This window comes from Nocardioides sp. NBC_00163, from assembly GCF_045206295.1.
Lineage (GTDB): Bacteria > Actinomycetota > Actinomycetes > Propionibacteriales > Nocardioidaceae > Nocardioides.
Genome location: NZ_CP108155.1, coordinates 5,986,592 through 6,010,692 on the forward strand (window position 1 = coordinate 5,986,592; position 24,101 = coordinate 6,010,692).

General features: G+C 71.4%; 21 protein-coding genes. 13 read left to right on the forward strand and 8 right to left on the reverse strand.

Annotated features, from left to right (window positions below; all coding sequences use genetic code 11):
• Window positions 1-27 precede the first annotated feature (27 nt).
• From OG801_RS28580 to OG801_RS28610, 7 genes are all read left to right on the forward strand, one after another.
• Window positions 28-1,077, forward strand: a complete 1,050-nt coding sequence (locus tag OG801_RS28580; RefSeq protein WP_355017303.1) for a formylglycine-generating enzyme family protein — start codon at window positions 28-30, stop codon at window positions 1,075-1,077.
• A 58-nt stretch (window positions 1,078-1,135) separates the two neighbouring features.
• Complete coding sequence (locus OG801_RS28585; RefSeq protein WP_355017304.1) at window positions 1,136-1,843, forward strand: GAP family protein; 708 nt, start codon at window positions 1,136-1,138, stop codon at window positions 1,841-1,843.
• Window positions 1,844-1,989: 146 nt separating this feature from the next.
• Window positions 1,990-2,154 (forward strand): hypothetical protein, encoded by a 165-nt coding sequence (locus tag OG801_RS28590; RefSeq protein ID WP_406032562.1) that lies wholly within the window; start codon window positions 1,990-1,992, stop codon window positions 2,152-2,154.
• An 18-nt stretch (window positions 2,155-2,172) separates the two neighbouring features.
• Window positions 2,173-3,357, forward strand: coding sequence for an aminotransferase class V-fold PLP-dependent enzyme (locus OG801_RS28595; protein ID WP_406032564.1), 1,185 nt, complete (start codon window positions 2,173-2,175; stop codon window positions 3,355-3,357).
• A gap of 3 nt (window positions 3,358-3,360) precedes the next feature.
• Window positions 3,361-4,578 (forward strand): copper chaperone, encoded by a 1,218-nt coding sequence (locus tag OG801_RS28600; RefSeq protein ID WP_406032566.1) that lies wholly within the window; start codon window positions 3,361-3,363, stop codon window positions 4,576-4,578.
• Window positions 4,575-5,954, forward strand: coding sequence for an alanine racemase (locus tag OG801_RS28605; protein ID WP_406032568.1), 1,380 nt, complete (start codon window positions 4,575-4,577; stop codon window positions 5,952-5,954). Before OG801_RS28600 ends, OG801_RS28605 begins: the two co-directional genes overlap by 4 nt.
• 2 nt (window positions 5,955-5,956) lie before the next feature.
• The gene (locus OG801_RS28610; RefSeq protein ID WP_406032570.1) at window positions 5,957-7,234 is read left to right on the forward strand and encodes a pyridoxal-phosphate dependent enzyme; all 1,278 of its coding nucleotides are present in this window, start codon (window positions 5,957-5,959) and stop codon (window positions 7,232-7,234) included.
• A gap of 3 nt (window positions 7,235-7,237) precedes the next feature.
• Here OG801_RS28610 and OG801_RS28615 read toward each other — a convergent pair whose 3' ends face one another.
• From OG801_RS28615 to OG801_RS28635, 5 genes are all read right to left on the reverse strand, one after another.
• Window positions 7,238-7,813: a DUF5134 domain-containing protein gene (locus OG801_RS28615; protein ID WP_355017309.1), complete on the reverse strand. Its 576-nt coding sequence runs from the start codon at window positions 7,811-7,813 to the stop codon at window positions 7,238-7,240.
• A gap of 164 nt (window positions 7,814-7,977) precedes the next feature.
• Window positions 7,978-8,235 carry an HPr family phosphocarrier protein gene (locus OG801_RS28620; protein ID WP_406032572.1) on the reverse strand — a complete coding sequence of 86 codons (258 nt, stop codon included), beginning with the start codon at window positions 8,233-8,235 and terminating at the stop codon, window positions 7,978-7,980.
• Between the two features lie 29 nt (window positions 8,236-8,264).
• Entirely contained in the window at window positions 8,265-10,325 is a 2,061-nt protein-coding gene (locus OG801_RS28625) for a fructose-specific PTS transporter subunit EIIC (protein WP_406036318.1), read from the reverse strand.
• Window positions 10,322-11,275, reverse strand: coding sequence for a 1-phosphofructokinase family hexose kinase (locus OG801_RS28630; RefSeq protein WP_406032574.1), 954 nt, complete (start codon window positions 11,273-11,275; stop codon window positions 10,322-10,324). Before OG801_RS28630 ends, OG801_RS28625 begins: the two co-directional genes overlap by 4 nt.
• Window positions 11,272-12,039 carry a DeoR/GlpR family DNA-binding transcription regulator gene (locus tag OG801_RS28635; RefSeq protein ID WP_406032576.1) on the reverse strand — a complete coding sequence of 256 codons (768 nt, stop codon included), beginning with the start codon at window positions 12,037-12,039 and terminating at the stop codon, window positions 11,272-11,274. Before OG801_RS28635 ends, OG801_RS28630 begins: the two co-directional genes overlap by 4 nt.
• A 121-nt stretch (window positions 12,040-12,160) precedes the next feature.
• Here OG801_RS28635 and OG801_RS28640 point away from each other — a divergent pair, with 121 nt between their 5' ends.
• Window positions 12,161-13,837: a putative PEP-binding protein gene (locus OG801_RS28640; RefSeq protein ID WP_406032578.1), complete on the forward strand. Its 1,677-nt coding sequence runs from the start codon at window positions 12,161-12,163 to the stop codon at window positions 13,835-13,837.
• On the opposite strand, the gene OG801_RS28645 is transcribed toward OG801_RS28640, so the two are convergent.
• On the reverse strand, window positions 13,827-14,273 hold the full coding sequence (locus tag OG801_RS28645) for a hypothetical protein (RefSeq protein WP_406032580.1): 447 nt from the start codon (window positions 14,271-14,273) through the stop codon (window positions 13,827-13,829). The genes OG801_RS28640 and OG801_RS28645 overlap by 11 nt on opposite strands.
• 75 nt (window positions 14,274-14,348) lie before the next feature.
• Here OG801_RS28645 and OG801_RS28650 point away from each other — a divergent pair, with 75 nt between their 5' ends.
• A complete protein-coding gene (locus OG801_RS28650; RefSeq protein ID WP_406032582.1) occupies window positions 14,349-14,777 on the forward strand; it encodes an SRPBCC family protein in 429 nt (142 codons plus the stop codon).
• 96 nt (window positions 14,778-14,873) lie between these two features.
• Here the strand turns inward: OG801_RS28650 and OG801_RS28655 are convergent, their stop codons facing one another.
• Complete coding sequence (locus OG801_RS28655) at window positions 14,874-16,130, reverse strand: FAD-dependent monooxygenase (RefSeq protein ID WP_406032584.1); 1,257 nt, start codon at window positions 16,128-16,130, stop codon at window positions 14,874-14,876.
• A gap of 125 nt (window positions 16,131-16,255) precedes the next feature.
• Here OG801_RS28655 and OG801_RS28660 point away from each other — a divergent pair, with 125 nt between their 5' ends.
• Window positions 16,256-17,212 carry a TetR/AcrR family transcriptional regulator C-terminal domain-containing protein gene (locus OG801_RS28660; RefSeq protein ID WP_355017316.1) on the forward strand — a complete coding sequence of 319 codons (957 nt, stop codon included), beginning with the start codon at window positions 16,256-16,258 and terminating at the stop codon, window positions 17,210-17,212.
• Window positions 17,213-17,218: 6 nt separating this feature from the next.
• On the opposite strand, the gene OG801_RS28665 is transcribed toward OG801_RS28660, so the two are convergent.
• Window positions 17,219-18,400, reverse strand: a complete 1,182-nt coding sequence (locus OG801_RS28665) for an Ig-like domain-containing protein (protein WP_406032586.1) — start codon at window positions 18,398-18,400, stop codon at window positions 17,219-17,221.
• A gap of 100 nt (window positions 18,401-18,500) precedes the next feature.
• Here OG801_RS28665 and OG801_RS28670 point away from each other — a divergent pair, with 100 nt between their 5' ends.
• From OG801_RS28670 to OG801_RS28680, 3 genes are read left to right on the forward strand one after another with little or no spacing between them, the layout of a single operon-like run.
• Window positions 18,501-20,012 carry a DUF3375 domain-containing protein gene (locus tag OG801_RS28670; protein WP_406032587.1) on the forward strand — a complete coding sequence of 504 codons (1,512 nt, stop codon included), beginning with the start codon at window positions 18,501-18,503 and terminating at the stop codon, window positions 20,010-20,012.
• Between the two features lie 56 nt (window positions 20,013-20,068).
• Complete coding sequence (locus OG801_RS28675) at window positions 20,069-20,740, forward strand: DUF4194 domain-containing protein (RefSeq protein WP_406032588.1); 672 nt, start codon at window positions 20,069-20,071, stop codon at window positions 20,738-20,740.
• Between the two features lie 2 nt (window positions 20,741-20,742).
• Window positions 20,743-24,099 carry an ATP-binding protein gene (locus OG801_RS28680; protein WP_406036319.1) on the forward strand — a complete coding sequence of 1,119 codons (3,357 nt, stop codon included), beginning with the start codon at window positions 20,743-20,745 and terminating at the stop codon, window positions 24,097-24,099.
• Window positions 24,100-24,101 lie beyond the last annotated feature (2 nt).

Consider the following 24,101-nt stretch of genomic DNA (forward strand, 5'->3'; position numbering starts at 1 on the left):
CGTCAGACTTCATATCGGAGGCGTCCCATGACCCGGGATTTCCAAGCCAGGATCGAGCTCGACGTTCGTGACCCGAAGAGCGGGACCGAGCAGGTGCTCATCCCCGGCGGCCTGGACCTTGTCGGCAGCGACCGCTTCTACCCCGAGGAGCACCCGGTGGTCGAGGTCTCCGTAGGTGACGTGCGGTGGGATCGGCACCCGGTGACGAACGCGCAGTTCGCGGCCTTCGTGGACGACACCGGGTACGTCACCGTCGCCGAGCGCGACCTCGACCCGGCCGACTTCCCTGGTGCCGACCCGGCGCTGCTGGTGCCCGGTTCGCAGGTGTTCACCCAGGCCCCGGGGCCGGTCCCGTTGCACGACTGGACCCGGTGGTGGCGCTGGCAGCCCGGTGCCCAGTGGCGCCACCCCGACGGCCCTGCGGCCGATGCGGGGAGCCGGCCCGGACGCCAGGTCGCGGACTGGACCGAGATCCCGGACCACCCGGTCGTGCACGTCGGCTGGGAGGACGCCGTGGCGTACGCCCGCTGGGCCGGCAAAGAGCTTCCGACGGAGGCCGAGTGGGAGCACGCGGCCCGCGGTGGCCTCGTCGGCTCCGACTACGCGTGGGGTGACGAGCTGTCTCCGGACGGGCGGCTGATGGCGAACACCTGGCAGGGGCAGTGGCCGTGGCGCAGCGAGGATCCGCGCGGACACGACCGCACCAGCCCGGTCGCCTCCTACCCGCCGAACGGGCACGGTCTCTACGACATGGTCGGCAACGTGTGGGAATGGACCCGCACTCCCTGGACACCCGACCACCGTGACCTCATCGCGCCACCTCACGGCCGGGCCGGGTCGGGTACGCCCTCGCGGCAGGTCGACGTCGCGGCGCCCTCCTGCTGCGGCGGCAGCCAACGCCCCGGCACCGGCGCCGAGAAGGTCAAGGAGACCGATCGGATGGTGACGAAGGGCGGGTCGCACCTGTGCTCGCCGCAATACTGCCGCCGCTACCGGCCCGCCGCGCGCCAGGGGCACGGCGTGCGGGACACGACGTCGCACGTCGGGTTCCGCTGCGTCGTACGCGCAGACGACTGAACCGGTTTCCCCCGGAAGGGGTGAGGACGGCGGCCGGGCGTTTGGCGAGGTTGTGCCCATGTGGGAACTCGCCGGGCAGCTGCTGCCGGAGATGGTGGGGCTGGCGGTCACCCCGGCTGCGGTTGTCGCCTGCCTGCTCCTGCTCGGGTCCTCGCACCCGTTCCGCAACGTCGTCGCGCTGGCACTGCCGTTCCTCGCTGTCTACGGGGTGCTGTCGGTCGCCGCGCTGGCGGCTGGGCGGGCGGCTGATGCCGCCAATGACGATCCGGCGACGACTCGTGGCTGGATGAGCATCGTCGTCGGCGTCATCTTCCTCGCCGTGGCGGTCATGTCGTGGCTCCGGCCGCGGTTGCAGTCGGCTGCGGGTGCTCCCTCGGCACGGGCGACGCACCGGGCGGCTATGGAGGAGCCCGGCTGGGTCTCGGCACTACGTGATCCGTCCGTCGGCCTGGTGCTCGTCGCCGGCCTGTTGCTGGCGGTCGTGAACCCCAACGTGGCCATCCTGGTCTCTGGGCTGGGCATCGTGGTCACCGCCGACGTGAGGCTCAGTGCGCAGATCAGCGGCATCGCGCTGCTGCTGGCGGCGAGCATGATCGACTTCGTCGTCCCCGTGCTCGTGTTCGTCCTTGCTGGCGAGCGTGGCCGCGGCTGGCTCCGGTCCGCGACCGGATGGCTCCTCGCCCACAACCACGTCATCAGCATCGTGGTGCTCCTCGCCTTCGGCGTGCTGTTCGTCGGTCGCGGGCTCGCACAGGTCACAGCCTGAGCGCCGACCGACGCGAACCGACCTCGCGGCCACTCGTTCGGTGATATTTTTGGGCGACCACCGAAGTCCTACTGAAGGGCAGTTTCATGTCGGTTCAGTTCGAAGTGCGCATCGATGGAATGACCTGTCACCGCTGTGTCGAGACCGTGACGAGCGCTCTCGGTGGCCTGGAGGGCGTCGAGGGGGTCGTGGTCGACCTGAACCCGGGAGCCGTGTCGAGCGCCCGCGTCACCGCCGCCGGACCGCTCGAACCGAGAGTCGTCAGATCCACGCTCGCCAAGGCCGGATTCACGATCGCTCGCGAACCCTGACCGGCCGAGGAGTCGTCCGTGCCCGGCCTCGGCTCCCGTCAGCACTTTCCGGCCCTCACCGCCGAACCTGATCTCGTCTACCTCGACGCCGCGTCCGGCACCCCCTGTCCCGAACCGGTCATCGCCCAGCTCACCGCCGAGCTGCGCGGGCCCGCCGCCAACCCCGGCAGGGGCGGACACCCGTGGGCCCGGGACGCGCTGCGCCGCTTCGAGGATGCCCGCGCCAACGTCGCCGCGTTCCTCGGCGCCTCGTTCCCCGACGAGGTCGCCTTCACCCGTGGCGCCACCGGTGCGATGGCGTTCCTCGCCGACCGCTGGGCACCCGCGGCGCTCGCGAACGGCGGGGACATCCTCTACTGCCCAGGCGACCACCTCTCGACGGTTCGGCCATGGCTCCGGCTCGCCGAGCGGATGCGCCACCAGGGCGTCCGGGCGGTGGCGTACCGCCGCAACCGGCTGGGACGCATCGACCCCGACGACTTCGCCCGAGCGGCGAGCGACCGCACCGCGGTCGCCGTCGTCACCGACGTACACAACCTCCACGGCACCCGGACCGACCTCGACGCCCTGGCGATCCCGTCGTCAGCGACGGTCTGTCTCGACTGCTCCCAGAGCGCCGGGCGGCTCCCCCTGCGCCTGGCCGAGTCCCGGGCCGAGCTCGCCGTCGTCTCGGGCCACAAGATGTTCGGGCCTCCCGGCACGGGCACGGTCTACGTACGCCGGGATCAGCATCATCGGATCGCGGTCGACCGGGCGGCCGCGCGGAGCGGGCCGGAGCGACACGTCTCGCCGCTCACCGACGCCGCCGAGGAGGGCAGCCTCGACGGGGCCGGCGCCGCGGGGCTCGCGAGTGCGACCGCGTTCCTCGAGACCATCGGCCTCGACCGCGTCGGCGGCCACCTCACCACGCTCACCACCCGGTTCGCCGACGGCGCCGCCCGGATCGGAGGCCTCACCCTCCTCGGGCCGCCGGTCGACGCGGGCCGGCCCCACAGTGGCATCGCCGCCTTCGCCCTCGACGGTCAGGCGGGCGCCGACGTGGCCTTCGCCCTCGAACGCCGCGGGGTGTACGTACGCGCCGGCGACCACTGTCTGGACGGGCCGCGGGAGGACGCGGTCCGGGTGAGCTTCCACCTGTACAACGACGAGAACGACGTCGACCGACTCCTGCAGGGCCTCGCCGCCGCTGCCGAAAGGGACTGACACGTGCAGAACGACGGCATCAGGTACGACCGCGCCACCGCCGCCCGCATCCTGGCCGAGGTGGCCGGCCCCGACTTCCTGGCCGGCCCGGCCCCCGCCGTCGCCGAGGTGTCGGTGGCTTACCGGGTCGAGGAGCTCACCCCGGAACCCGCGGGTTCGCTCACCACCGGACAACGGCGCTACCTGGAGTCCTTCATGCGGCCGTGCCGGCCCGACCAGGTGGTCAGCGCCACGCACCGCGTCACCTGGCGCGACTCCCGCGGGATCGCGAACAGCGGCCACATCGGGCCAGGCGCGCTCAGCCCAATGCTGCCGATCGCTGCCAGAGAGGCGGTGATCGCCGTCGGTGACGCGATCGCCGACTCCGAGCCCGTCACCGCGCGTTCGGACGCCCTCGACGACGAGGCGCTCGACGTCCTCGCCGACACCACCACCGACCAGGAGCCCGCCGAGATCTTCCGCGTCGGAGCCGAGGCCGCCGGCCGAGCGCTCGTCCAGCACGGCATGCTCGCCGGACAGGTCGGGATCGAGGACCCGGTCGAGTTCGCCGAGGCGATGTGGGACTCCGGGCTCTACGGCACGGTGGCCTCGACCTGGTTCTGGGAGCTGCAGGCCTCCACCTACCGCAGAGGCATGATCCCCGCGAGCCTGGAGGGGAGCGGCGGCCGGCTGCGCTACACCGCGGAGACCGTCGCGCTGCTCGCCGAGATGAAGCGCCGCACCATCGCCGACGCCCACGGCGTGATGGACCAGGCCCGCGAGGAGGGCCTGGGGCCACGTGCGGCCATCCAGCGCTACCACGTCGAGCTCGACCAGATCTCGCGACAGTACGCCCTGCTGCCGGCGGGGGAGCGGCCCGTCTGCCTCGGGCAGCGAGCCCATCAGGTCGACGGGCAGCGCGTCCAGCCGCTCGCAGCCGTCGCCGAGGCGCTCACCGGGGCGTTCCGGTCCGCGGTCGAGTCGGTGCGGATCGCCGAGATCCCCGAGTCCGCCGCGCGGGACGTACGGTTCGCGGCGGGGGAGCAGGAGTTCGGGGTCCCGGACATGACCTGCCGGCACTGTCGGGTGACGATCACCGCCGTCTTCGACGCCCAGGCGGCCGAGCTGATCGAGGTCGACCTGCACGGCAAGCGGGTCCGGGCCAGGTTCACCGACGCCGGGCAGCGCGACCGGGTCTTCGCCGACCTGCGCGACTCCGGCTACACGGTGGCCGAGGGGTGAGCCCACGCTTGCCGCTCCCGGCCGCGAGACACCCGATCACCGCCCGTTTCCTCGACGACGCTGCCGCGGTGAGTGAGGCGATCGAACGGTTCGGATCGCCGCTCCACGTGGTTTTTCCTCAGGTCATGGCCGAGAACGCCACCGCGCTCGCGGGCGTCCTGCGGCGTCACGGCGTGCCGTACGACATCTTCTACGCGCACAAGGTGAACGCCTCGGCCGCGCTCCTCGCCGAGGCGTCCGCCGCCGGGCTCAGCGCGGACGTGGCCTCCGCGGCCGAGCTCGACCGGGCCTTGGCCGCGGGGTTCACGTCGGACCGGATCGAGGCGACAGGTCCGAAGTCGCCGGCGTTCATCGAGCGGATCGCCGCGCTGGGGGTCACCGCCAATGCCGACGACCTCTGGGAGCTCGACCGGCTCGCCGCTGCCGCGCCGGCCGGCAGCGCCGTCCCGGTCCTGCTGCGGCTCTCCGGCTTCGTCTCGCCGGCGGTGCCCCAGTCCCGGTTCGGCATCGACCTCGCCGACGCCGCCGCTGCCCTCGAGACCGTACGCCGCGCCCCCGGCCTCGACCTGCGCGGTGTCGCGTTCCATCTCGACACGGCGGACCCGGCCGCCCGGGTGGATGCCCTGACCGAGTCGATGGCGGTCGTGGCCGCCGCCCACCGGAAGGGCCTGCGGCCCTCGGTGATCGACATCGGCGGTGGGTTCCGGCAGCGCTTCGTCGAGGATCCCGAGCCGTTCCAGCGGTACTCGCAAGCGGTCGCCGCTGGTCCGGGGGAGCTGGTGTGGCCCGGTCACGACCTCGGGCTCCGGAGAGCCGGCGCGGTCGGAGGTGCTCCGTCAGCGCACAAGTACGGCAACCACCGCCCCGCCACCGACGTCCTGGAGCGGTTCCTGACCGCCGAGATCGAGCGGCGACCGGTGGCCGAGGTGCTGCGCGAGTGCATGCTCACGCTGTGGATCGAACCGGGCAAGGCCCTGGTCGACCACGCCGGGGTCACCCTGGCCTCGGTGCTCTACCGTAAGCGCGCCGCCGGGCGCGACCTGGTCGTGCTCGACCTCTCCCGCAACCAGGTCACCCCGGCCGACCAGGAGGTCCTGCTGGACCCGGTGCTAGTCGACGGTCGTGGTGAGCCGCCGGCGGAGGGCGTGTTCCTCGCCGGCCGGCTGTGCCTGGAGTCCGACCTGGTGAGCCGCCGCAAGGTGTTCCTGGAGTCCGAGCCGAGCAGCGGCGACGTACTCGCGTTCGTCAACACCGCCGCCTATCAGATGGACCTGTCGGCGTCCTCCGCCGGCGGGCATCCGCCGCCACCCAAGGTCGCGGCGGTCTGGGACGGCGAACGGTTCACCTTCGTCGCAGACGACCACCACGGGAGCTGACCATGCGTTACGACAGCGTGCTGGACATGATCGGCGACACCCCGCTGCTGCGGCTCGATCCGGCCGCCCACCGTGTGCCCGAGGCCGAGATCTTCCTGAAGCTGGAGTCGGCGAACCCGTTCGGCTCCGTCAAGGACCGCGTCGCCTGGGCGATGCTGCGCGACCACATCGGGACGATCGCCGAGGAGGAGCAGGTCGTCCTGGAGGCATCGAGCGGCAACACCGCCAAGGCGCTCCAGATCATCGCCTCGATGCACGGGGTCAGGTTCAGGGCCTTCACCAACCGGGTCCGGGTGCGGGAGGTCCGCGAGATGCTGTCGCTGCTGGGCGCCGAGGTGACCGAGATGCCCGGACTCTCGGAGTGCCCGGACCCGACCGCGCCCAACGACGTGTTCGGGGTGATCGGCGACCTCATGGAGGGTGAGCCGGGCCGCTACCACCACACCTCGCAGTACACCAACGAGGACAACCTGCGAGCCCACTACGAGCAGACCGGCCGCGAGATCTACCGCGACGCCGGCCCGGTCGACCTGCTCGTGGGCGGGCTCGGTACCACCGGCTCCACCCGAGGGGCGGCGACGTACCTGCGCGAGCGCAACCCGGAGACCGCCGTGGTCGGCGTCGTCGCCGCCGAAGGTGACTTCATCCCCGGCATCCGCTCGGCGGCGGAGATGTGGGAGGTCGGGCTCTTCGACCCCGGCTTCTACGACGCGATCGCCGCCGTCGACTCGGCCGACGCGATCTCCGCGAGCCTCGAGCTCGCCACCCGGCACGGCGTGCTCGCCGGGCCCACCACCGGGGCGGCCTATGCCGCCGCTCGGGAACGGCTCCTCTCTGGCCCCGGCGGCCCGGTCACAGCGGTCGTGATCGCATGCGACCGGATGGAGCCGTACCTCTCCTACTACCGCCACCGCCGCCCCGACCTGTTCGGCGCGGCGAGCCCCGCTCCTGCCTCGGAGGCGCCTTCAGCGGCCCCCGAGGACATCGAGGCGTGGACCGCTGCGGGTGAGCACGTGGTCGTGGTGGACGTACGCACGGCGCTGGCCTTCCAGGCCGGCCACATCCCGGGGGCGATCAACCTCCGCGACGACCTGCTCGAGCAGGTCATGGAGGCGGGGATGCCGTTCTCGGAGGCGTCGCGGGTGGTATTCGTATGTCCGACGGGTGACCGGTCGGCGCGGTTCGCGGCCCGGGCCGCCGCGACCGGTCGCCGGGCCTACAACCTCGAGGGCGGCGTGCTCGGCTGGCGGGACAGCGGCCGCCCGCTCGCGGGAGTCTGATCCTCACGCGGGAAGGAGGACGAGCATCGTGCCCATCCCAGCAGCCATCAGCCCGTGGCCGAGGGCCGGCAGTCGGTGCTCTCGGACGGCGGTCGCCCGCACCAGCCACCACAGCACCCCGGCCGCGCAGACCACGACGAACAGCGAGTTGACCGCGACCGCCCAGCCCGGAGTGTGCCCGGCCGGTGCGATCGCCACCGCGCTGCCATGACCCGCATGACCCTCGAGACCGCCCACGTCAGCCATCAGCAGCGGCATCGCGGCGAGCATCCAGATCATTGCGGCGTTGAGGCCGAGATGACCGACCAGGTCAGCGCGCCGGGCCCCGTCGCTCGCGCGCCGCAGGGCCGCGAGCAGCGCCAGGGCCAGGACCGCGAAGAGCGCGACCTGCGCCCAGACCGCGACGTCCGAGACGATCACCCAGATCATCAGGATCATCGCCACGCTCATCACGGCGTGGTTGAGGTGGAGAACGGTCTCCGTGCCCGACGGTGGGCAGACCACGAGGATCCAGATCCCTGCGGTGCCCGTGAGCACGAACGCCACCGTCAGCAGGAGGTCCCAGGGCGGATCGACCACCCTGCAAACGTACCGTTGCCACGCGTTGAATGAGGCCGGTTGCTGCGATCAGTGCCGCAGGCCGGCAAACCCTGCCGAGGCGTCAGGTCGGTCGGTCGAGTTGGCACGTGCGCGCCAACTCGGGCGACGGGGTGACGCCTCGGCCGACCGCGGTGACGACTCGCTCAGGCGTCGAGATCCTGCGCGACGAGCGCGGCGATGGTGTCGACCGCGGCCTGGTCGGGGCCGGTGACCTCGACCTTGTCGCCGTTGGCGGCGCCGAGGGTCATGATCAGCAGCGAAGAGGCCGCATCGACCGGCTCGCTGCCTGGGACGGCGAGGGTGATCTCGGCGCCGAGCTCGTCGACCTTCTCGGAGATGATCGCGGCGGGGCGGGCGTGCAGGCCGACGGCGGAACCGACGGTGACGGTCTGGGTGGGCATGATGCTCCTTCGGTGGTGTGTTTGAGGGTTCAGCTGGTCGCGACGGCCGGGACCGGAGCGCGGCCGAGGGACTTGAGGGCGATCACCATGCCGGCGCCGACGATCACGCCGGCGGCGAGAGCGATCAGGTAGCCGAGCACGTTGGTGACGGCGAAGAGGACGAAGATGCCGCCGTGCGGCGCACGGACGCCGACGTCGAGGAGCTGGGAGAGGCCGCCGGTCACGGCGCTGCCGACCATGATCGCCGGGATGACGCGCATCGGGTCGCCCGCGGCGAAGGGGATCGCTCCCTCGGTGATGAACGAGGCGCCGAGCAGCCAGCCGGCCTTGCCGTTCTCGTGCTCTGCGGGGGTGAAGAGCTGGGGACGTACGACGGTGGCCAGCGCCAGCGCGATCGGCGGGACCATCCCGGCGAGCATGACCGCGGCCATGATCCGCAGCTCGGGGGAGTCGGCGGCGAGCGAGGCGGCACCGACGCCGGTGGCGGCGAAGCTGTAGGCGACCTTGTTGAGCGGGCCGCCCATGTCGAAGGCCATCATCAGGCCGAGCACCGCGCCGAGGGCGACGGCGCTGGTGCCGTCCAGGGCGGCGAGGCCGTCGGTGAGCTGCTCCATCAGCCAGTTGATCGGCTTGCCGAGCACGATGATCATCACCAGACCGGCCAGGATCGAGGTCACCAGCGGGATCACCAGCACGGGCATCAGGCCACGCGCCCAGCTCGGGACGCGCCATCTGCTGACCCAGTGGGCGATCACGCCGGCGAGGACACCGCCCGCGATCGCGCCGAGGAAGCCGGTCGCAGGCGCCGCGACGCCGTCGGCGTTGACCACGCCGAACAGGTTGGCAGCCAGCGCACCCATGATGAAGCCCGGGGCGATGCCGGGGCGGTCGGCGATGGCGTACGCGATATAGCCCGCCAATGCAGGGATGAACAGCATGAACGCGGTCTTGCCGATGACGAAGAACAGGGCGCCGAGATAGACGGCGAGGCCGCTGTCGAAGAGGGCGTGGTCGAGGCCGAGGGCCTGTACGTCGGGGAGGTTGGTCAGGGTGTTGTCGACCATGACCGCGCCGTAGACGTCGGTGATGTCGTAGCCGCCGAGCAGGAAGCTCAGCGCGATCAGCAGGCCGCCGGCGGCGACGAACGGGATCATGTAGGAGACGCCGGTCATCAGGACCCGGCGGGTCCGTCCGCCCCAGCTCTCCGAGGCGGCGCGGGCGGACTCGGAGGAGTCGCCTCTGCCGGACTCCACGCGGGCGGTGTTCGGGTCCGCGGCGGCGGCGAGCGCCTCGGCGATCATCGCGTCGGCGTCGTCGATCGGACGCTTCACACCGGAGGAGATCAGTGGCTTGCCGGCGAAGCGGCTCCGGTCGCGGACACCGACGTCGACGGCGAAGATGGCGGCGTCGGCGCGGGCGATCGTCTCGGCGGGCAACGGCGTCGCCCCGGCCGAGCCCTGCGTCTCGACCGCGATCTCCACGCCTGCCCGGGCGGCCGCGGCCTCGAGTGCCTCGGCCGCCATGTAGGTGTGGGCGATGCCGGTCGGGCAGGCGGTCACCGCGACGAGGGTGCGCTTCTCCGTCGCAGCCGGGGCAGGTGCGGGCTCGGGCGTCGCGCTCTTGGCCGGGGCCGGCATGTCGCCGACCGCTTCGAGAATGGTCTGGGCAGCCTGCTCGGCCGAGTCGGTCTCGCGCAGGGTCTGTCCGAACTCAGGCCGGGCCAGCGCACGGGCCAGCTTGGTCAGGATGGTCAGGTGGGTGGCGTCGCCGCCCGCGGGTGCCCCGATCAGGAAGGCCAGGTCGGCCGGGCCGTCCTTGCCGCCGAAGTCGACCGGGGGTGAGAGCCGGGCGAAGGACACCACGGGCTCGTCGACCCCGGACGTACGGCAGTGCGGGATCGCCAGGCCGCCGGGGAGACCGGTGGCCGAGACCTCCTCGCGGGCCAGCGCGTCGGCGACGAGCGCGTCGAGGTCGGTGGCCCGGCCCGCGTCGGCCACGCGCTGCGCCAGCGCACGGATGACGTCGTGCTTGTCAGAGCCGAGATCGGCGTCGAGGGCCACGAGCTCGGGGGCGATGAGTGCGGACATCAGAGTCCTCCGGTGATGGGGTCGAGGTCGCGTACGGACACGAGGTCGGCACGGACCTGGGGTGGGGTGGGGAGGGTGGTGCCGGGGAGGCCGGCGGCTGCACTGCCGTACGCGACGGCGAGCCCGAGACGTTCAGGGGCGGAGAGTCCGCGAAGGTCGGCGAGGAGATAGCCGAACAGCGAGCTGTCGCCGGCACCGACCGTGCTGACGACCTCGGTCGGCGGCGGGGTGGCGTGCCAGGTGCCTTCCTCGGAGACGAGGACGGCGCCGTTTCCGCCGAGGGTCGCGAGCACGGCGGTGACCCCGCGGTCGACCAGGGTCCGGGCCGCCGCGGCTGCGGCGGCCGGGTCGTCGAGGGAGTCGGATCCGGTGATGGAGGCCAGTTCCTCGGCATTGGGCTTGAGCAGGTCGGGTGCGCCGGCCGGGAGCCCGGCAGCGAGCGCCTCGAGGGGTGCCTCGCTGGTGTCGACGGCGATGCGGGTGCCGGTGGACCGGAGCGCGCTCACGACCTCGGCGTACCAACCGGACGGGGCTTCGGGCGGCAGCGATCCGGCGAGGACGACCCAGCGGGCCTGCTCGGCCTCCTTCACGAGCCGGGCCGCCAGGGCGTCGAGCAGGGCCGGGGTCGCGGTGGCCCCGGGTCCGTTGAGCTTGGTGGTGGTGCCGTCGGGCTCGGTCACGGTGGTGTTGATCCGCGGCCGGCCGGCAGGTCCGACGGTGACCACGTCGAGCCCGGAGGCCCGCAGCTCGGCGACCATCGGGTCGAGGTCGGGACAGGGGAGCACGGCGCGGGTGGGAACGCCTGCGGCGTACGCCGCTCCGGAGATGTTCACTCCCTTGCCGCCGGGCTGGGAGGTGGTCGTCCGGGCGCGCAGCACCTCACCGCGGCGCAGCGCGCTGGTGAGCATCACGGTGTGGTCGATGCTCGGGTTGGCGGTCAGAGTGACGATCATGCGATCAGCACCTCGAGGCCGCTCTCACGGAGCTCGTCGGCGACGTCGTCGTCGATGTCGCTGTCGGTGACGAGCACGTCGATGTTGCCCAGCGCGGCGAAGCGGAGTGTGGTCTCGACGCCGATCTTGCTGGAGTCGGTGAGGCACACGACCCGGCGGGCGGCATTGACCAGCGCGCGCTTGGTCGCTGCCTCCTCGTGGTCGGGGGTGGAGAGGCCGTGGGCCAGCGTCAGCCCGTTGGTGGCCACGAAGGTGACGTCGACCCGCAGGCGGCTCAGCGCGTCCACGGTCTCGGCGCCGACCGCGGCCTGGGTGGCCGGCCGGACGCGACCGGGCAGCAGGTGGAGCTCGATCTGAGGGCTGCCGGCCAGCATGGCGGCAACCGGGACCGCGTGGGTCACCACGGTGAGGTGGTGGTCGCGCGGCAGCGCGTGGGCGAATCTGCTGGTCGTCGTGCCGGCGTCGATCGCGATGGTGCCGCCTTCGGTGGGGAGGAGTGCGAGCGCGGCCCGGGCGATGCGGTCCTTCTGCGCGGTGAAGGTCTGCTCCCGCTCGCCTAGCGCGGACTCGAGCACGGCCATGGTCTCCACCGGAACCGCGCCGCCGTGGACCCGGCGGACCAGACCTCGCCGCTCCAGCGTGGAGAGATCTCGGCGCACAGTCTCGGTGGTGACCTCGAATCGCTCGGCGATGTCGGCCACGGATATCCGCCCGCGTTCGGCGACGAGACGGGCCGTCGCGATCTGTCGCTCTTCGGCGTACATCCCGGCCTCCTTCAAGATCGGTGTGGTTTCGGGTGGGTTTCGGGGCTGTGAATGCCCACATATGTTGTTTTATGCCCGAATGTGTTGACTAGTCAAGGGGTTAGGGCAGATATTTGTGGCCATGGTCACGTCTCACTCATCTGTCCTCTCCGGCACTCCGGTGGTCCCCGGGATCGTGCTGGCGCCCGTCCACGTGGTGCGGACCGAGGTCGATCCCGCCGCGCTGGAGGCCTTCGAACGGCGCGGCTTCGAGCAGCCCGAGGACGCCCTCGCGGCCTACGAGGCGGCCGCCACCGCCGTGGCCGACGGGTACGCCCGCCGGGCCGAGGCCGCCTCCGGCGCAGCCGCCTCCGTCCTGAGCGCGAGCGCGGGCCTGGCCCGTGACAAGGGGCTGCGAGTCGCCGTGGAGAAGCACCTGCGTGCGGGGGAGGGGCCGGTCGCCTCCGTCGCGGCGGCGGTGGAGCAGTTTGCCACGCTGTTCAGCGGGATGGGTGGCCTGATGGCCGAGCGGGTGACCGACCTGCGCGACATCGAGCGCCGAGTCCTCGCCCATCTTTCCGGCGAGCCCGAGCCCGGCGTGGACGTACCCGAGGGGCGGTGCGTGCTGGTCGCCGCCGACCTGGCGCCCTCCGACACCGCTGCTCTCGACCCGGCGCGGGTGGTCGCGCTGGTCACCGAGCGGGGCGGCCCCACCAGTCACACCGCGATCATCGCCCGCCAGCTCGGCATCCCGTGCCTGGTCGGGGTTGCCGGCGCGACCGGCATCGTCGCGGGGACACCTGTGCTCGTCGACGGCCAGGCCGGGATCGTCGACCTGGAGCCGGGCCCCGACGCCGCCGCCCGCGCCGAGGCCGACCTCGCCCGGCGCCAGGCGGTCGCCGCCTGGACCGGGCCCGGGCGCACGGCCGACGGCCACCCGGTGGCCCTGCTCGCCAACGTCGCCGATGGCTCCTCGGCACGAGACGCGGCCGCCGGCCAGGTCGAGGGCGTGGGCCTCTTCCGCACCGAGCTCAGCTTCCTCGACCGTCGCGAGGAGCCCACCGTGGCCGAGCAGGCCGACGTCTACGCCGAGGTGCTCGCCCCCTTCGCCGGCCGCGGCCACGTCGTCGTACGCACCCTGGACGCGGGCTCGGACAAGCCGATCGCCTTCGCGACCCATGACGGCGAGGAGAACCCGGCCCTGGGCGTACGCGGCCTGCGGCTGGCCGCCGACAACCCCGGCCTGCTGGAGCGCCAGCTCGACGCCATCGCTATCGCCGCCGAGCGCACCGGAGCCGACACCTGGGTGATGGCGCCGATGGTCGCCACCGTCCAGGAGGCCGCCGACTTCGCCGCCCTGGTCCGCGCCCGCGGCCTCAAGCCGGGCGTCATGGTCGAGGTGCCGGCGGCGGCGCTGATGGCCCACCGGATGCTGGAGGTGGTCGACTTCCTCTCCATCGGCACCAACGACCTGACCCAGTACGCCATGGCCGCCGACCGACTCGCCACCGACCTCGCCCATCTCACCGATCCCTGGCAGTCGGCGGTGCTGCAGCTCATCGCGATCACCGCCGAGGCGGGGCGTACGGCCGGCAAGCCCGTCGGCATCTGCGGCGAGGCCGCCGCCGACCCGCTCCTCGCCCCCGTGCTCGTCGGGCTGGGCGTCACCTCGCTGTCGATGGCACCCGCGGCCGTGGCTGCCGTCGGCGCCCGACTCGAGTCCGTGACCGCCGGACTGTGCGACGAAGCCGCCGAGGCCGCTCTCGGCGCGCTCTCGCCGCAACTAGGGCGTCAGACTGTCGCCGAGCTCATCGGGTGACCAGGCTGGTGAAGACGAAGACGATGAATCCCAGAAGCAGGAGGAGCAGGACGATCAGGCAGCCACACAGTCCACTCTGAACGACGACGCCGCGCTGGCGGACCGTGCCTGGTGCGCCGAGCTCGCCGGCCATCGCCAGGTGGGCCGGGCCCCGGTATTCCAGCGTCGGAGTGTGGTCAGGCCCGAGGACCGCGGTTGCCAGTCCGACCTGCCCGCTACGACCGTGCTGATAAACGGCGACCGCGACCGGCCGGTCCGCGGGGATCTCGAAAGCGCACTCGCCCCACTGCTGTGGGTACACCGCGCCGTCGATGTTGACGCTCGCCGACGCCGTAGCAATGAGGCCTCGGCGCAGACGCAACGAGAGCACGCGCCGTGGCCCGTCGTGCTGGCCGGCGTACGGGATCACCGGCGGGACCGGTCCGAGACGGTTCATGGCGAGAAGTATCCCCGCCGACCGTCCTGTGTCGACTCGGCCACGCTGTGTCCGGCCGGTTGGCAGACTGAGCCCGTGCATGCTCGCTATGTGTTCAGGGAGACCTGGGTGATCCCGAGCCCTCCGGAGGCGGTACGGGCCATGCTGGTCGACCTGGAGCGCTATCCCGAGTGGTGGCCGCAGGTGCGGGCGGTGGTGAAGCTGGGGGAGGACGATGCCCTGCTCGTGTGCCGCTCCGCGCTGCCGTACGACCTGGAGATCGTGCTGCACGCGGTCAGCCGCGACCTGCCGACGCTGGAGGTCGGCCTCGGCGGCGACCTGGACGGGTTCGCGCGGTGGACGCTGACGCCGGCGCCGAACGGGAGCCGGATGGTGTTCGAGCAGGAGGTCGCCGTACGCGGCCTGCTCGGCGTGGCCTCGATGCTGCTGCGGCCGGTGCTGACCTGGAACCACCGGCAGATGATGCGCGGCTGTCGCCGTGGGCTGAGCGCACGGGCGACATAGCCGCGGAGATCACCAGCAGAAGCGGAAGCAGGATCCAGGCGGCCCGCAAGCGGCCGCGTACCGGTGCCGCGGTGGCCATGGCAGTGGAGGAGGCGCTCATCGGGCGTTCCTTCGCGCGGTGAGCGCTCGGTCGGCGCTCGGGGCGGCGTGGTCGGCGAGTGAGACCGTATCGGCGACCTTCTCCAAGCCGCGGCCGACCAGCCGCCTGGGCAGGAACCGCATCGCGCGGATCGAGAGGTTGCGCAGCCACATCTGGGTGGGTGTGTCCGGCATCAGGCCGCCGTCGCCCGAGGTGCGGGCGAAGACTTGGGCGCGGTCGACGAACGCGCGCATCCCTGCCTCGTAGGCAGGCAACGCGATCCGGTGGTCGCCGTCGGCCTTGGCCAGCTCGCCGGCGAGCACGTAGGCGCCGACCAGCGCGAGGCTGGTGCCGATGCCCGACATCGGCGAGGCGCAGTAGGCGGCGTCGCCCACGAGCGCGACCCGGTCGCTCGACCAGGTGTCCATCTGCACCTGCTCGACCCGGTCGAAGTAGAAGTCGGGACTGTCCCAGATCTGGGGCAGCACGCGAGGCACGACCCAGCCGGCGTCCTGGAACGTACGCACCACCATCTGCTTCTGGGCCTCGACATCGCGCCGGTCGTAGGAGAACCCGCGGCCCCGGAAGAAGAAGGCCGCCAGGGCACGGTCGGTGCCTGGGAGTGGCCGCATGCCGGCGGTGCGGCCGGGGCGGCCATCGCTGCCCGGCATCGTGTACATCAGCTGCCAGTCGTGCTCCATCGCGGAGCTGACCGAGTAGAGGCACAGGTAGGAGTCGAGGTCGTGGACGTAGCGCTCCTCGGGCCCGAAGGTCATCCGGCGCAGGTCGGAGTGGACACCGTCGGCGCCGACCACGAGGTCGAAGCGCCGGCTCTGTCCCTTCTCGAACGCGACGGTGACGCCGTCCGCGTCCTGGGTGACCTCAGTGATCGCGTCGTCGAAGACGAACTCGACCTCGTCCTTGGTCGCCTCGTAGAGGATGGTGGCCAGGTCGGTGCGCAGCAGCGTCCACTCGGCGGCGGGTCCGCCCGAGGGTCCGAAGACGTCCGGGTCGAAGCTGGCTTGGCGGTGTCCGCGCTCATCGATGAAGGCCATGCCTCGGGCGGCGAGCAGGGCCGCGCGGACCTGGGGTACAAGCCCCAGGTGCCCGATCACCTCGCGGGCCGTCCCGCGGATGTCGATCGCGTGACCGCCCGTCCGTGGTCCAGGCGATCGCTCCACCACCGTCGGTCTGAACCCGTAGCGACACAGCAGGTGGGCCAGGGTCGTCCCGGCGATGCCACTACCCGTCACGAGAACGTCGCGGTTTCTCATTCGTGCTCCTTCTCTCATCCTGAGTTCGTCGATGTGCGTACACCGTATTCACCGATGCGGGTGGCTCAGCAAGCGAAGATCGCGCGAAGTGCACTAGTTTCCGTTCGAAAGTGAACTAGTACGATTTGCCCCGCCTCCCCTCCCTCGACCAGATCGGACCGCTGATGCCGCCTTCGGAACGACGTGATCCGCCCTACCGAGTCATCGCCGCGGAGATCGGCTCCCGGATCACCATCGGCGAGCTCCGCCCCGGTGACCGGGTCCCGTCGATCCGGGCGATCGCTCGGCAGTGGGGCGTCGCGGTGGCGACCGCGACGAAGGTGATCGCCGCTCTGCGCGAGGCGGGGCTCGTGGAGACGAGGGTGGGCTCGGGCACCGTGGTCAGCCCGCGGCCGGCGCGTCCACCCGCACGACAGCCCGGGTCAGCGGAGCAGGAGGTGCTGAGCGCCCGCATCCTTCGTGCCGCTGTCGACGTGGCCGATTCCGACGGACTCCAGGCGTTGTCGATGCGCCGCCTGGCGAGCAGCCTGGAACTCGGGCCGATGTCCCTCTACCGCTACGTCACGAGCAAGGACGACCTGCTGGCCCAGATGGCCGATCTCGTCTTCGGTGATCTCGCTCTGCCCGAGCACGGCCCGCCGGGCTGGCGCGCCAAGCTCGAGTTGGTCGCGCGCGAGCACTGGCGACTGTGCCGGCGTCACCGGTGGCTGCCGCAGGTCATCTCGTTCACCCGGCCCACCTTCGTTCCGCACATGATGGACCACACCGAGTGGACGATGCGGGCGCTGGACGAACTCGAGCTCCCGATGGACGTACGCCTCCAGGAGGCGCTCACGCTGCACGGGCTGGTTGTCACCGTCGCCCTCTCCAACGCTCGTGAGACCGCGGCCGAGCGAAGGACCGGCCTGAGCCTGAGCCGCTGGTCGGAGAGCCAACGAGCCCGGCGTCGAGAGGTGCTCACGAGCGACCGGTTCCCGCTGCTGGCGCGGATGTCCGAGGATGCGCCGCCGGATCTGGACGCGTTGTTCGAGTACGGTCTGGCGCGTCACCTGGACGGGCTGGCGGTGATGACGAAGGCCTGACCAGAGTCAGCGCAGGGCCGAGCCCTTCTGGTATTCGGCCCAGGACAGGTTCCAGTCGCCGAAGCCGTTGTCCCACTCCATCTTCCGGTCGGTGCCGGTGGTTTCGACGACGTCGCCGATGCGGGCCAGGCCGTAGAGCCAGGCGGCGTTGGCGGTGGAGAGGCCGGTGCAGCCGTGGGAGACGTTGGCGTAGCCCTGGGACCCGGTCGACCAGGGCGCGGCGTGGATGAACTCGCCGGAGTTGCTGATCCGCATGGCGTACTCGACGTCGTCGAGGGAGTAGTAGTCGCTCGAGCTCTGGTCGGAGATGCCGATCGTCTCCGAGCGCATCTCCTTGACGCGGTGCTTCTCGGAGATGACCTTGATCCCCGACCGCGTGGTGAAGCCGGGCTTGCCGGTGGTGATCGGGATCGTACGCAGCAGCTTGCCGTTGCTGAAGACCTTCATCTGATGCGTACGCGCGTTGACCTTGAAGACGTGCGCGTCACCGACCTTGTAGGTGGCGGTGCGGCTGTGCTGGCCGTAGACGTCCCCGCCGGCGGAGGCGCCGTTGATGTCGAGGTCGACCTTGATGGTGGTGCCCGGCTTCCAGTAGGCCTGCGGGCGGTAGCGGGCCTCGGTGTCGGAGACCCAGTACCAGGAGCCGGTCTGCGCCGGGGTGGAGGTGACGTGCATGCGCTTCTCGAAGGAGGCGTGGTCCTTGACCGGCACGTCGAAGTAGACCGCGACCGGCATACCGACGCCGACCTCGGACTTGTCGACGGGGACGATCGTGGCGAAGGTCTGCTGGGCCAGGGAGAGCGAGCGGGTGGTGAAGCTGCTGGTGACCTTGCCGGTCTCACCGGTGGCGGTGACCGTGTAGCGCAGCGCCGGGTCGAGCAGGTCGTTGGCGGTCCACGTCAACTTGTCCTCGGAGAGCGAGCCGGGCACGGTGCGTCCGTCGGGCTTGGCGACCTTCACGCTCGCGAACTCGCCCGAGGTCGCGGTCACCGTCACGGTGCTGTCGACCGGTACGTCCTTGGCGCCGTCGGCGGGGGAGATCTTGGCGGTGAGGGCCTCCGCGGACGGCGAGGCGCTGGCCGACTCGCCCTTCGCGGCGGACTCCGGGCTCTCGGAGTTCCCGGCGCAGCCGGAGAGTGCGATCAGGGCCACCACGGCCACTACGACAGGAAAAGGACGAACCCGCATGGGATAACTATGCGGTAGGCGGCAACCGAATTCTCGGCGTGTCCGCGCGTGTGATGAAGGTTTGTGGTGTTGTCGGTGCTGCCACGTACGGTATCTGCCGATGAGTGACACTCGCGTCGAGGCGGCGTACGCCGGGGCTCTGGCCGCCTTCAAGAACCCGATGCTCGACCTCCTGCACGGCCGGTTTGCCCCATTCGTGGTGGCGGTGCTCTCGGTGACCTTCACCTCCGAGCGAGCCGCCGTGCCGGTGGTGGACGCGCACGCCGAGATCGGCGACATGGTGGACCGGCTCCGGGCGACCGGCCATGCCGAGGGCGAGGGTGGCGAGGTGATGCTGCCGGTCGGCACGGCCCGTGAGCTGTGCCGCCAGTGGGTGCGCGCCGGGTGGCTGCTGCGCCAGATCGAGGGCGAGGACGAGGTCTACCGGCTCTCCGCGCATGCGGTGGGCGCCCTCGAGATCGCCGGCCGGGCGAGCGGGTCTCGGGCGCGGGTCTCGGAGTCGCGGGTCCGGACGCTGCTGGAGGCGGTCGAGCGGCTCGCCCTGGACGCCGACCCCGACGTGCTGACCCGGGTGGCGCGGCTGACCGAGGAGATCGCCGAGCGGCGCGCCGAGATCGCCCGCCTGGACCGCACCGGCGTCGTCGACGCCGTCGATGACGACACCCTGCTGGAGCAGGCCGAGAACATCCTCCATCTGACCCGTGAGCTCCCCGCCGACTTCGCGCGGGTGGTCGAGTCGATCCGGGCGATGCAGCGTGACGTGGTGACCGACCTGCGTCAGGACGTACGTCCGGCCGGTGAGGTCCTGCGCGAGTACCTGCAGCGCGGCAAGGACGTGATGGCCTCCACGTCGGAGGGCAAGGCGTTCGCCGGTGCGCTGCGGATGATCGGTGACCCGCGCCACCTCGACGACCTGGCCACCAACCTGCACACCGTGCTGCGACACCGGTTCACCCGGCAGATGGGTCCGCCCGAGCGGGCCGAGCTGGCCGCGGTCGGTCGCCGGATCGAGACGGGCGTCGCCGAGGTGCTGGCCGCCCAGCAGACCGCCTCCCACGTGATCACCACCCAGGTGCGTACGCACGACCCGGCCCGCGACCGGCAGGTCGACGACCTGCTGCGCGATGTGATGGTCGGCTTCCAGGCGTGGATGCCGTCCTCGCGCCCGGCCGAGTCCGTCGAGCCGCTGCGCCGGCTGCCCGTCGCCGACCTCGGTCATCTGCGCCAGTCGGTCAGCGAGCTGCGACCGCCTGAGCCGCCGGCGCCGCTCGCCGACTGGGGCGATGTGGAGAGCGCGGTCGAGGACACCAAGGCTTGGGGTGGGCCGGGCTACCGGGCGATCGAGGCCCACCTGGACGCCTATCTGGCGACCCACGGAGCCGAGGAACCGGTGGACCTGGCCGAGGTCTTCGCGGCCGCGCCGGAGGAGATCCGGCGCCCTGTCGACCTGCTCGGGCTGCTGGAGATCGCCCACCGGCGCGGGATGGCCGAGACGGGGGAGATCTCCACGATCGAGGCGGTCCGGGCCGACGGGGTGCGGCGGCGGTTCGCGTTCGGCGGAGTGAGGATCAGCACAACGATGACGGCGGATGGCAAAGGGGATGCGCGTTGAGTGAGACGGTGACACCGGCCGAGGTCGAGGTTGACCCTCAGGTTGAGGCTGGGGCCGTGGCCTACGGCAGCGAGCCAGAAGGCTTCATCGAGCCCGTCTCGATGGAGGACGACCCGACCGAGCTCTTCGTCGGCGACCGCGGCGTCCTCGACGCCGACATCCGCCGGGTGCTGGTCCAGCTGCTGCGCCGCCGGTTCATCACGGCCGAGAAGAGCCCGCGGCAGTGGCGTACGTTGCTCGACCACCAGGCGGTGATCGAGTCCCGGCTCCACGACCTGTTCATCCGGCTCGTCGTCGACCACGACCGCGGCATCGCCTACAAGCGACAGGTGCGCTCGGAGGAGCTCGACGTGCCGGTGCTCCTCAAGGACGACGCCTACTCACGGGCCGAGACGCTCGTGCTGGTCCATCTCCGCACCGTCTTCCAGCGCGAACGAGGCGCGGGGGAGAACTCCGCGCGGGTTGACGCCGACGAGCTGGAGCAGACCGTACTCACCTACTTCGACGTCGCCAGCGGCGACGCCTCCGCGCGCCGCGAGATCCGCCGGGCAGTCGACCGGCTCGCTCGCGAGGGGCTGATCGAGGAGGAGTCCGAGGACCGTTACCGGATCACCCCGCTCGTCGAGATCGTGCTCAGCGTCGAGAAGCTCGCAGAGCTCAAGGCGTGGCTGAAGGAGTCCGGCGGTCGAGCCGTGAGCGCCGGCGACGAAGAGGAGACCGAGCAGTGAACATGATCGACAGCCTCTTCGGCCTCATCCCCGCCCGCTCGAACGGCCGGCAGTGGGTCGCGCGCGAGCTGCAGCTGGTCAACTGGGGCGGCTACGACGGCGCCCACCGGGTGCGGTTCTCGCCGACCGCGACGCTGCTGACCGGAGGATCCGGGTCGGGCAAGTCGACGCTGATGGACGCCTACATCGCGTTGATCATGCCGCACACGACGCCCTTCAACGGTGCTTCGAACGGTGGTGTCGTGGGCCGTCCGCGCGGTCAGGACCAGCGCAACATCCTCTCCTACGCGCGCGGCAAGATCGACGAGGCGAAGACCGCCGACGGCACCAAGATCCGGGTGCTGCGTGGCGATGGCCGCGACACCTGGTCGGCGATCGCGATGACCTGGGAGGACCAGACCGGGGCCCGCTTCACCGCGGTCCGTGCCTGGTACGTCCCCGCGTCCGCCAAGAATCTCGACGACGTGACCAAGCTCCGTGCCGTTGCCGAGGCTGGCTTCGACGTACGTGATCTGGAGCCGGTCGCTGCCCACCGGTTCACGCGCACCTCGGTCTCCGAGGTCGGGCTGACCCCGATCGACACCGACCGCGACTTCACCGCCCGGATCCACTCCGCGCTCGGGATCGGTGCCGCCGGCGACGGCGAGAAGGCGGTCAACCTGCTCGGCCGGATCCAGGCGGGGCAGCAGATCACCACGGTCGACGACCTCTACAAGAAGATGGTGCTCGAGGAGCCCGAGACCCTCGCGACCGCCGACGGCGTCGTCGCGCACTTCGACGAGCTCTCCGCTACCCGCGACCGGATGGTCACCGCGCAACAGCAGGTGCGTGCGCTGACGCCGATCCGCGAACACCGCCTCGCCATCGAGGCGGCCGCCGAGCGGCTCGGCGTGATCGAGGACATCGGCTCGTTCGCGGAGGAGTCCACCCCGGCAGGGCTCTGGCGGGCCGGGCAGCGGGTCGAGCTGATCAGTGCGCTCGAGGCCGATCTCAGCGAACGCCACCGCGAAGCGGAGCGGTCGGTTCACGAGCAGGAGGCGCTGGTCGCCGCCGCCGAGAGCGAGCGGGAGGCCCTGGAGCAGACCCTGCGCGCCTCCGGCGGCGATCGCCTCGAGACCGCCACCCGCGAGATCAAGGCCGCTGAGACCAGGCTCGCGAGCGTACGCAGCGCGCGGTCCTCACTCGACGACGAGCTCTCGGTGCTCGATGTCGACGTGGCGGACCAGCAGGCGTTCGAGGACTTGCTGGATCGGGCTCGGGCGGCCCTGGCCGACAAGGATGGTCGTCGAGCCGCCCGCAACACCTACGCCGCGGCCCGATCCGCCGCGGACGAGACGGTGAGACGGCTCGATGCTCTCGAGCAGGAGCTCCGTGACGCCAGGAGCGTGAAGAACAACATCCCCGAACCGCTCCGCGCTGCCCGCGAGGTGCTGGCCGAGGCCGCCGGTCTGACCCCGGCCGACATGCCGTTCGTCGGCGAGCTGGTCGAGGTGCGCACCGAGCACGAGGCCTGGCGTGAGGCGTTCAATCTCGCGCTGGGCGGGTTCGCGACGACGCTGCTCATCGACGCTGCTCACGCCGGTGCGTTCCGCGCCGCGATCGACTCGGTGCGGACGCCGACCCGGGTGCGGTTCGAGGCCGTACACACAGGAATGCGTGACCAGAGTGATCCCGACGAGGGCACGCTGCCCGGGCGCCTGGAGTATCGGCGCACCGTCTTCACCGGGTGGCTCAAGGAGCGGCTGGTCTCGCGACATGGGTACGTGTGCGTACAGACGCCGAGCCTGCTCGCGCAGCACAAGATGGCGCTCACCGTCACCGGCCAGGTCTCCCAGGGGGCCCGGGGTGCGCACGGCGGCCACGGCGCCCGCAACGTGCTCGGCTTCACCAACACGCGGCTGGTCGCGCAGCTCGAGGAGGAGATCGACGCGGTCCGACGCGAGACCGATGAGGCGGCCGGTGCGGTCGAGAAGGCCGAGCAGGCTCTCGAGGACCTCGACGCCGGCCGCGCCGCGTACCAGGCGATCACGAAGGTCTCCTGGGACCAGGTCGACGTGGCCTCGGCCGAGGCCGAGCGCGACCGCTGGGCCTCGGTGATCGCCGAGGTCACCGCCGACAATCCCGAGATCGCCGATCTTCAGGACCGGGTCGCCGAAGCGCGCCGCAAGGCCGCCGATCGGCGCGAGGACGTGGGCCGGGCCAAGAGCGCCTTCGAAAAGCTCGACGAGCGGTGGAGCGCGATCGTCGACGAGGTCGACCAGGCCAAGGATGCGCTCGAGAAGGCTGAGGCTTCGGGCTTGGAACTCCGCGCTGACCAGCTGGAATACCTCGACGAGCTGTTTCGCGAGTCGGGTGGTGGCGAGGCTGGCCACCGCGAGGACGTGCTCGCCGAGCTCGATGCCGTCTTCGACCGCGCGGGCGGGCGGTTGAGCGTCGATCGCGAGGCCGCACAGGTGACGATCGGGCAGGCGAGGTCGCAGCTGCAGCAGACCTTCGAGGCGTTCCTGGAGCGCTGGCCCAACCCGAACCTCCACACCGACCCCGATGCCTCCTACGCCGACTTCGACCGTCTCCTCGACGAGCTGCAGACCAGCGGCCTGCACGAGCTCGAGGTCGAGTGGCGCGACTCGCTGCTCAAACTGTCGGGCAACGACCTGACCAACCTCGACTCGACCCTGTCGCGGGCGGTGCGTGAGATCCGGGACCGGATCGACCCGATCAACCAGATCCTCGCCGAGCTGCCGTTCAACGACGACGGCCACCGGCTCCGGATCGACACCCAGGAGGGCCAGTCGGCGGTGCGTGGCCGCTTCCGCAAGGAGCTCCGCACCGTGCGCGACCTGATCGAGAAGGCCACGTCCAACGAGACCCGGGAGCAGGCCTACACCCGGATGTCCCGGCTCATCGACCGCATGCGCCGCACGGCGCCCGACTTCGCCGACCTGATCGACGTACGCAACCACGTACGCGTCAGCGCCGAGAAGGTCACCGCCGACACCGGTGAGCACGTCGCCCTCTACGACCACATCGGTGAGAAGTCCGGCGGCGAGTCGCAGGAGCTGGTCGCTTTCATCGTCGGGGCGGCACTGCGCTACCAGCTCGGCGACGCCGGCGCAGACCGGCCGCGCTACGCCCCGGTCTTCCTCGACGAGGCGTTGATCAAGGCCGACGCCCGCTTCACCGGCCGCGCCATCGGCGCCTGGCGAGGTCTCGGCTTCCAGCTCATCATCGGCGCCCCCAACGACAAGCACAGCGCCATCGAGCCACACGTCGACGTTCAGTACACGGTGCTCAAGGACGCCGCGGGCTATTCGTTCCCGAAGCTCGAGGTGGGTCTCGACGAAGTCCCTGCGCGGTGACC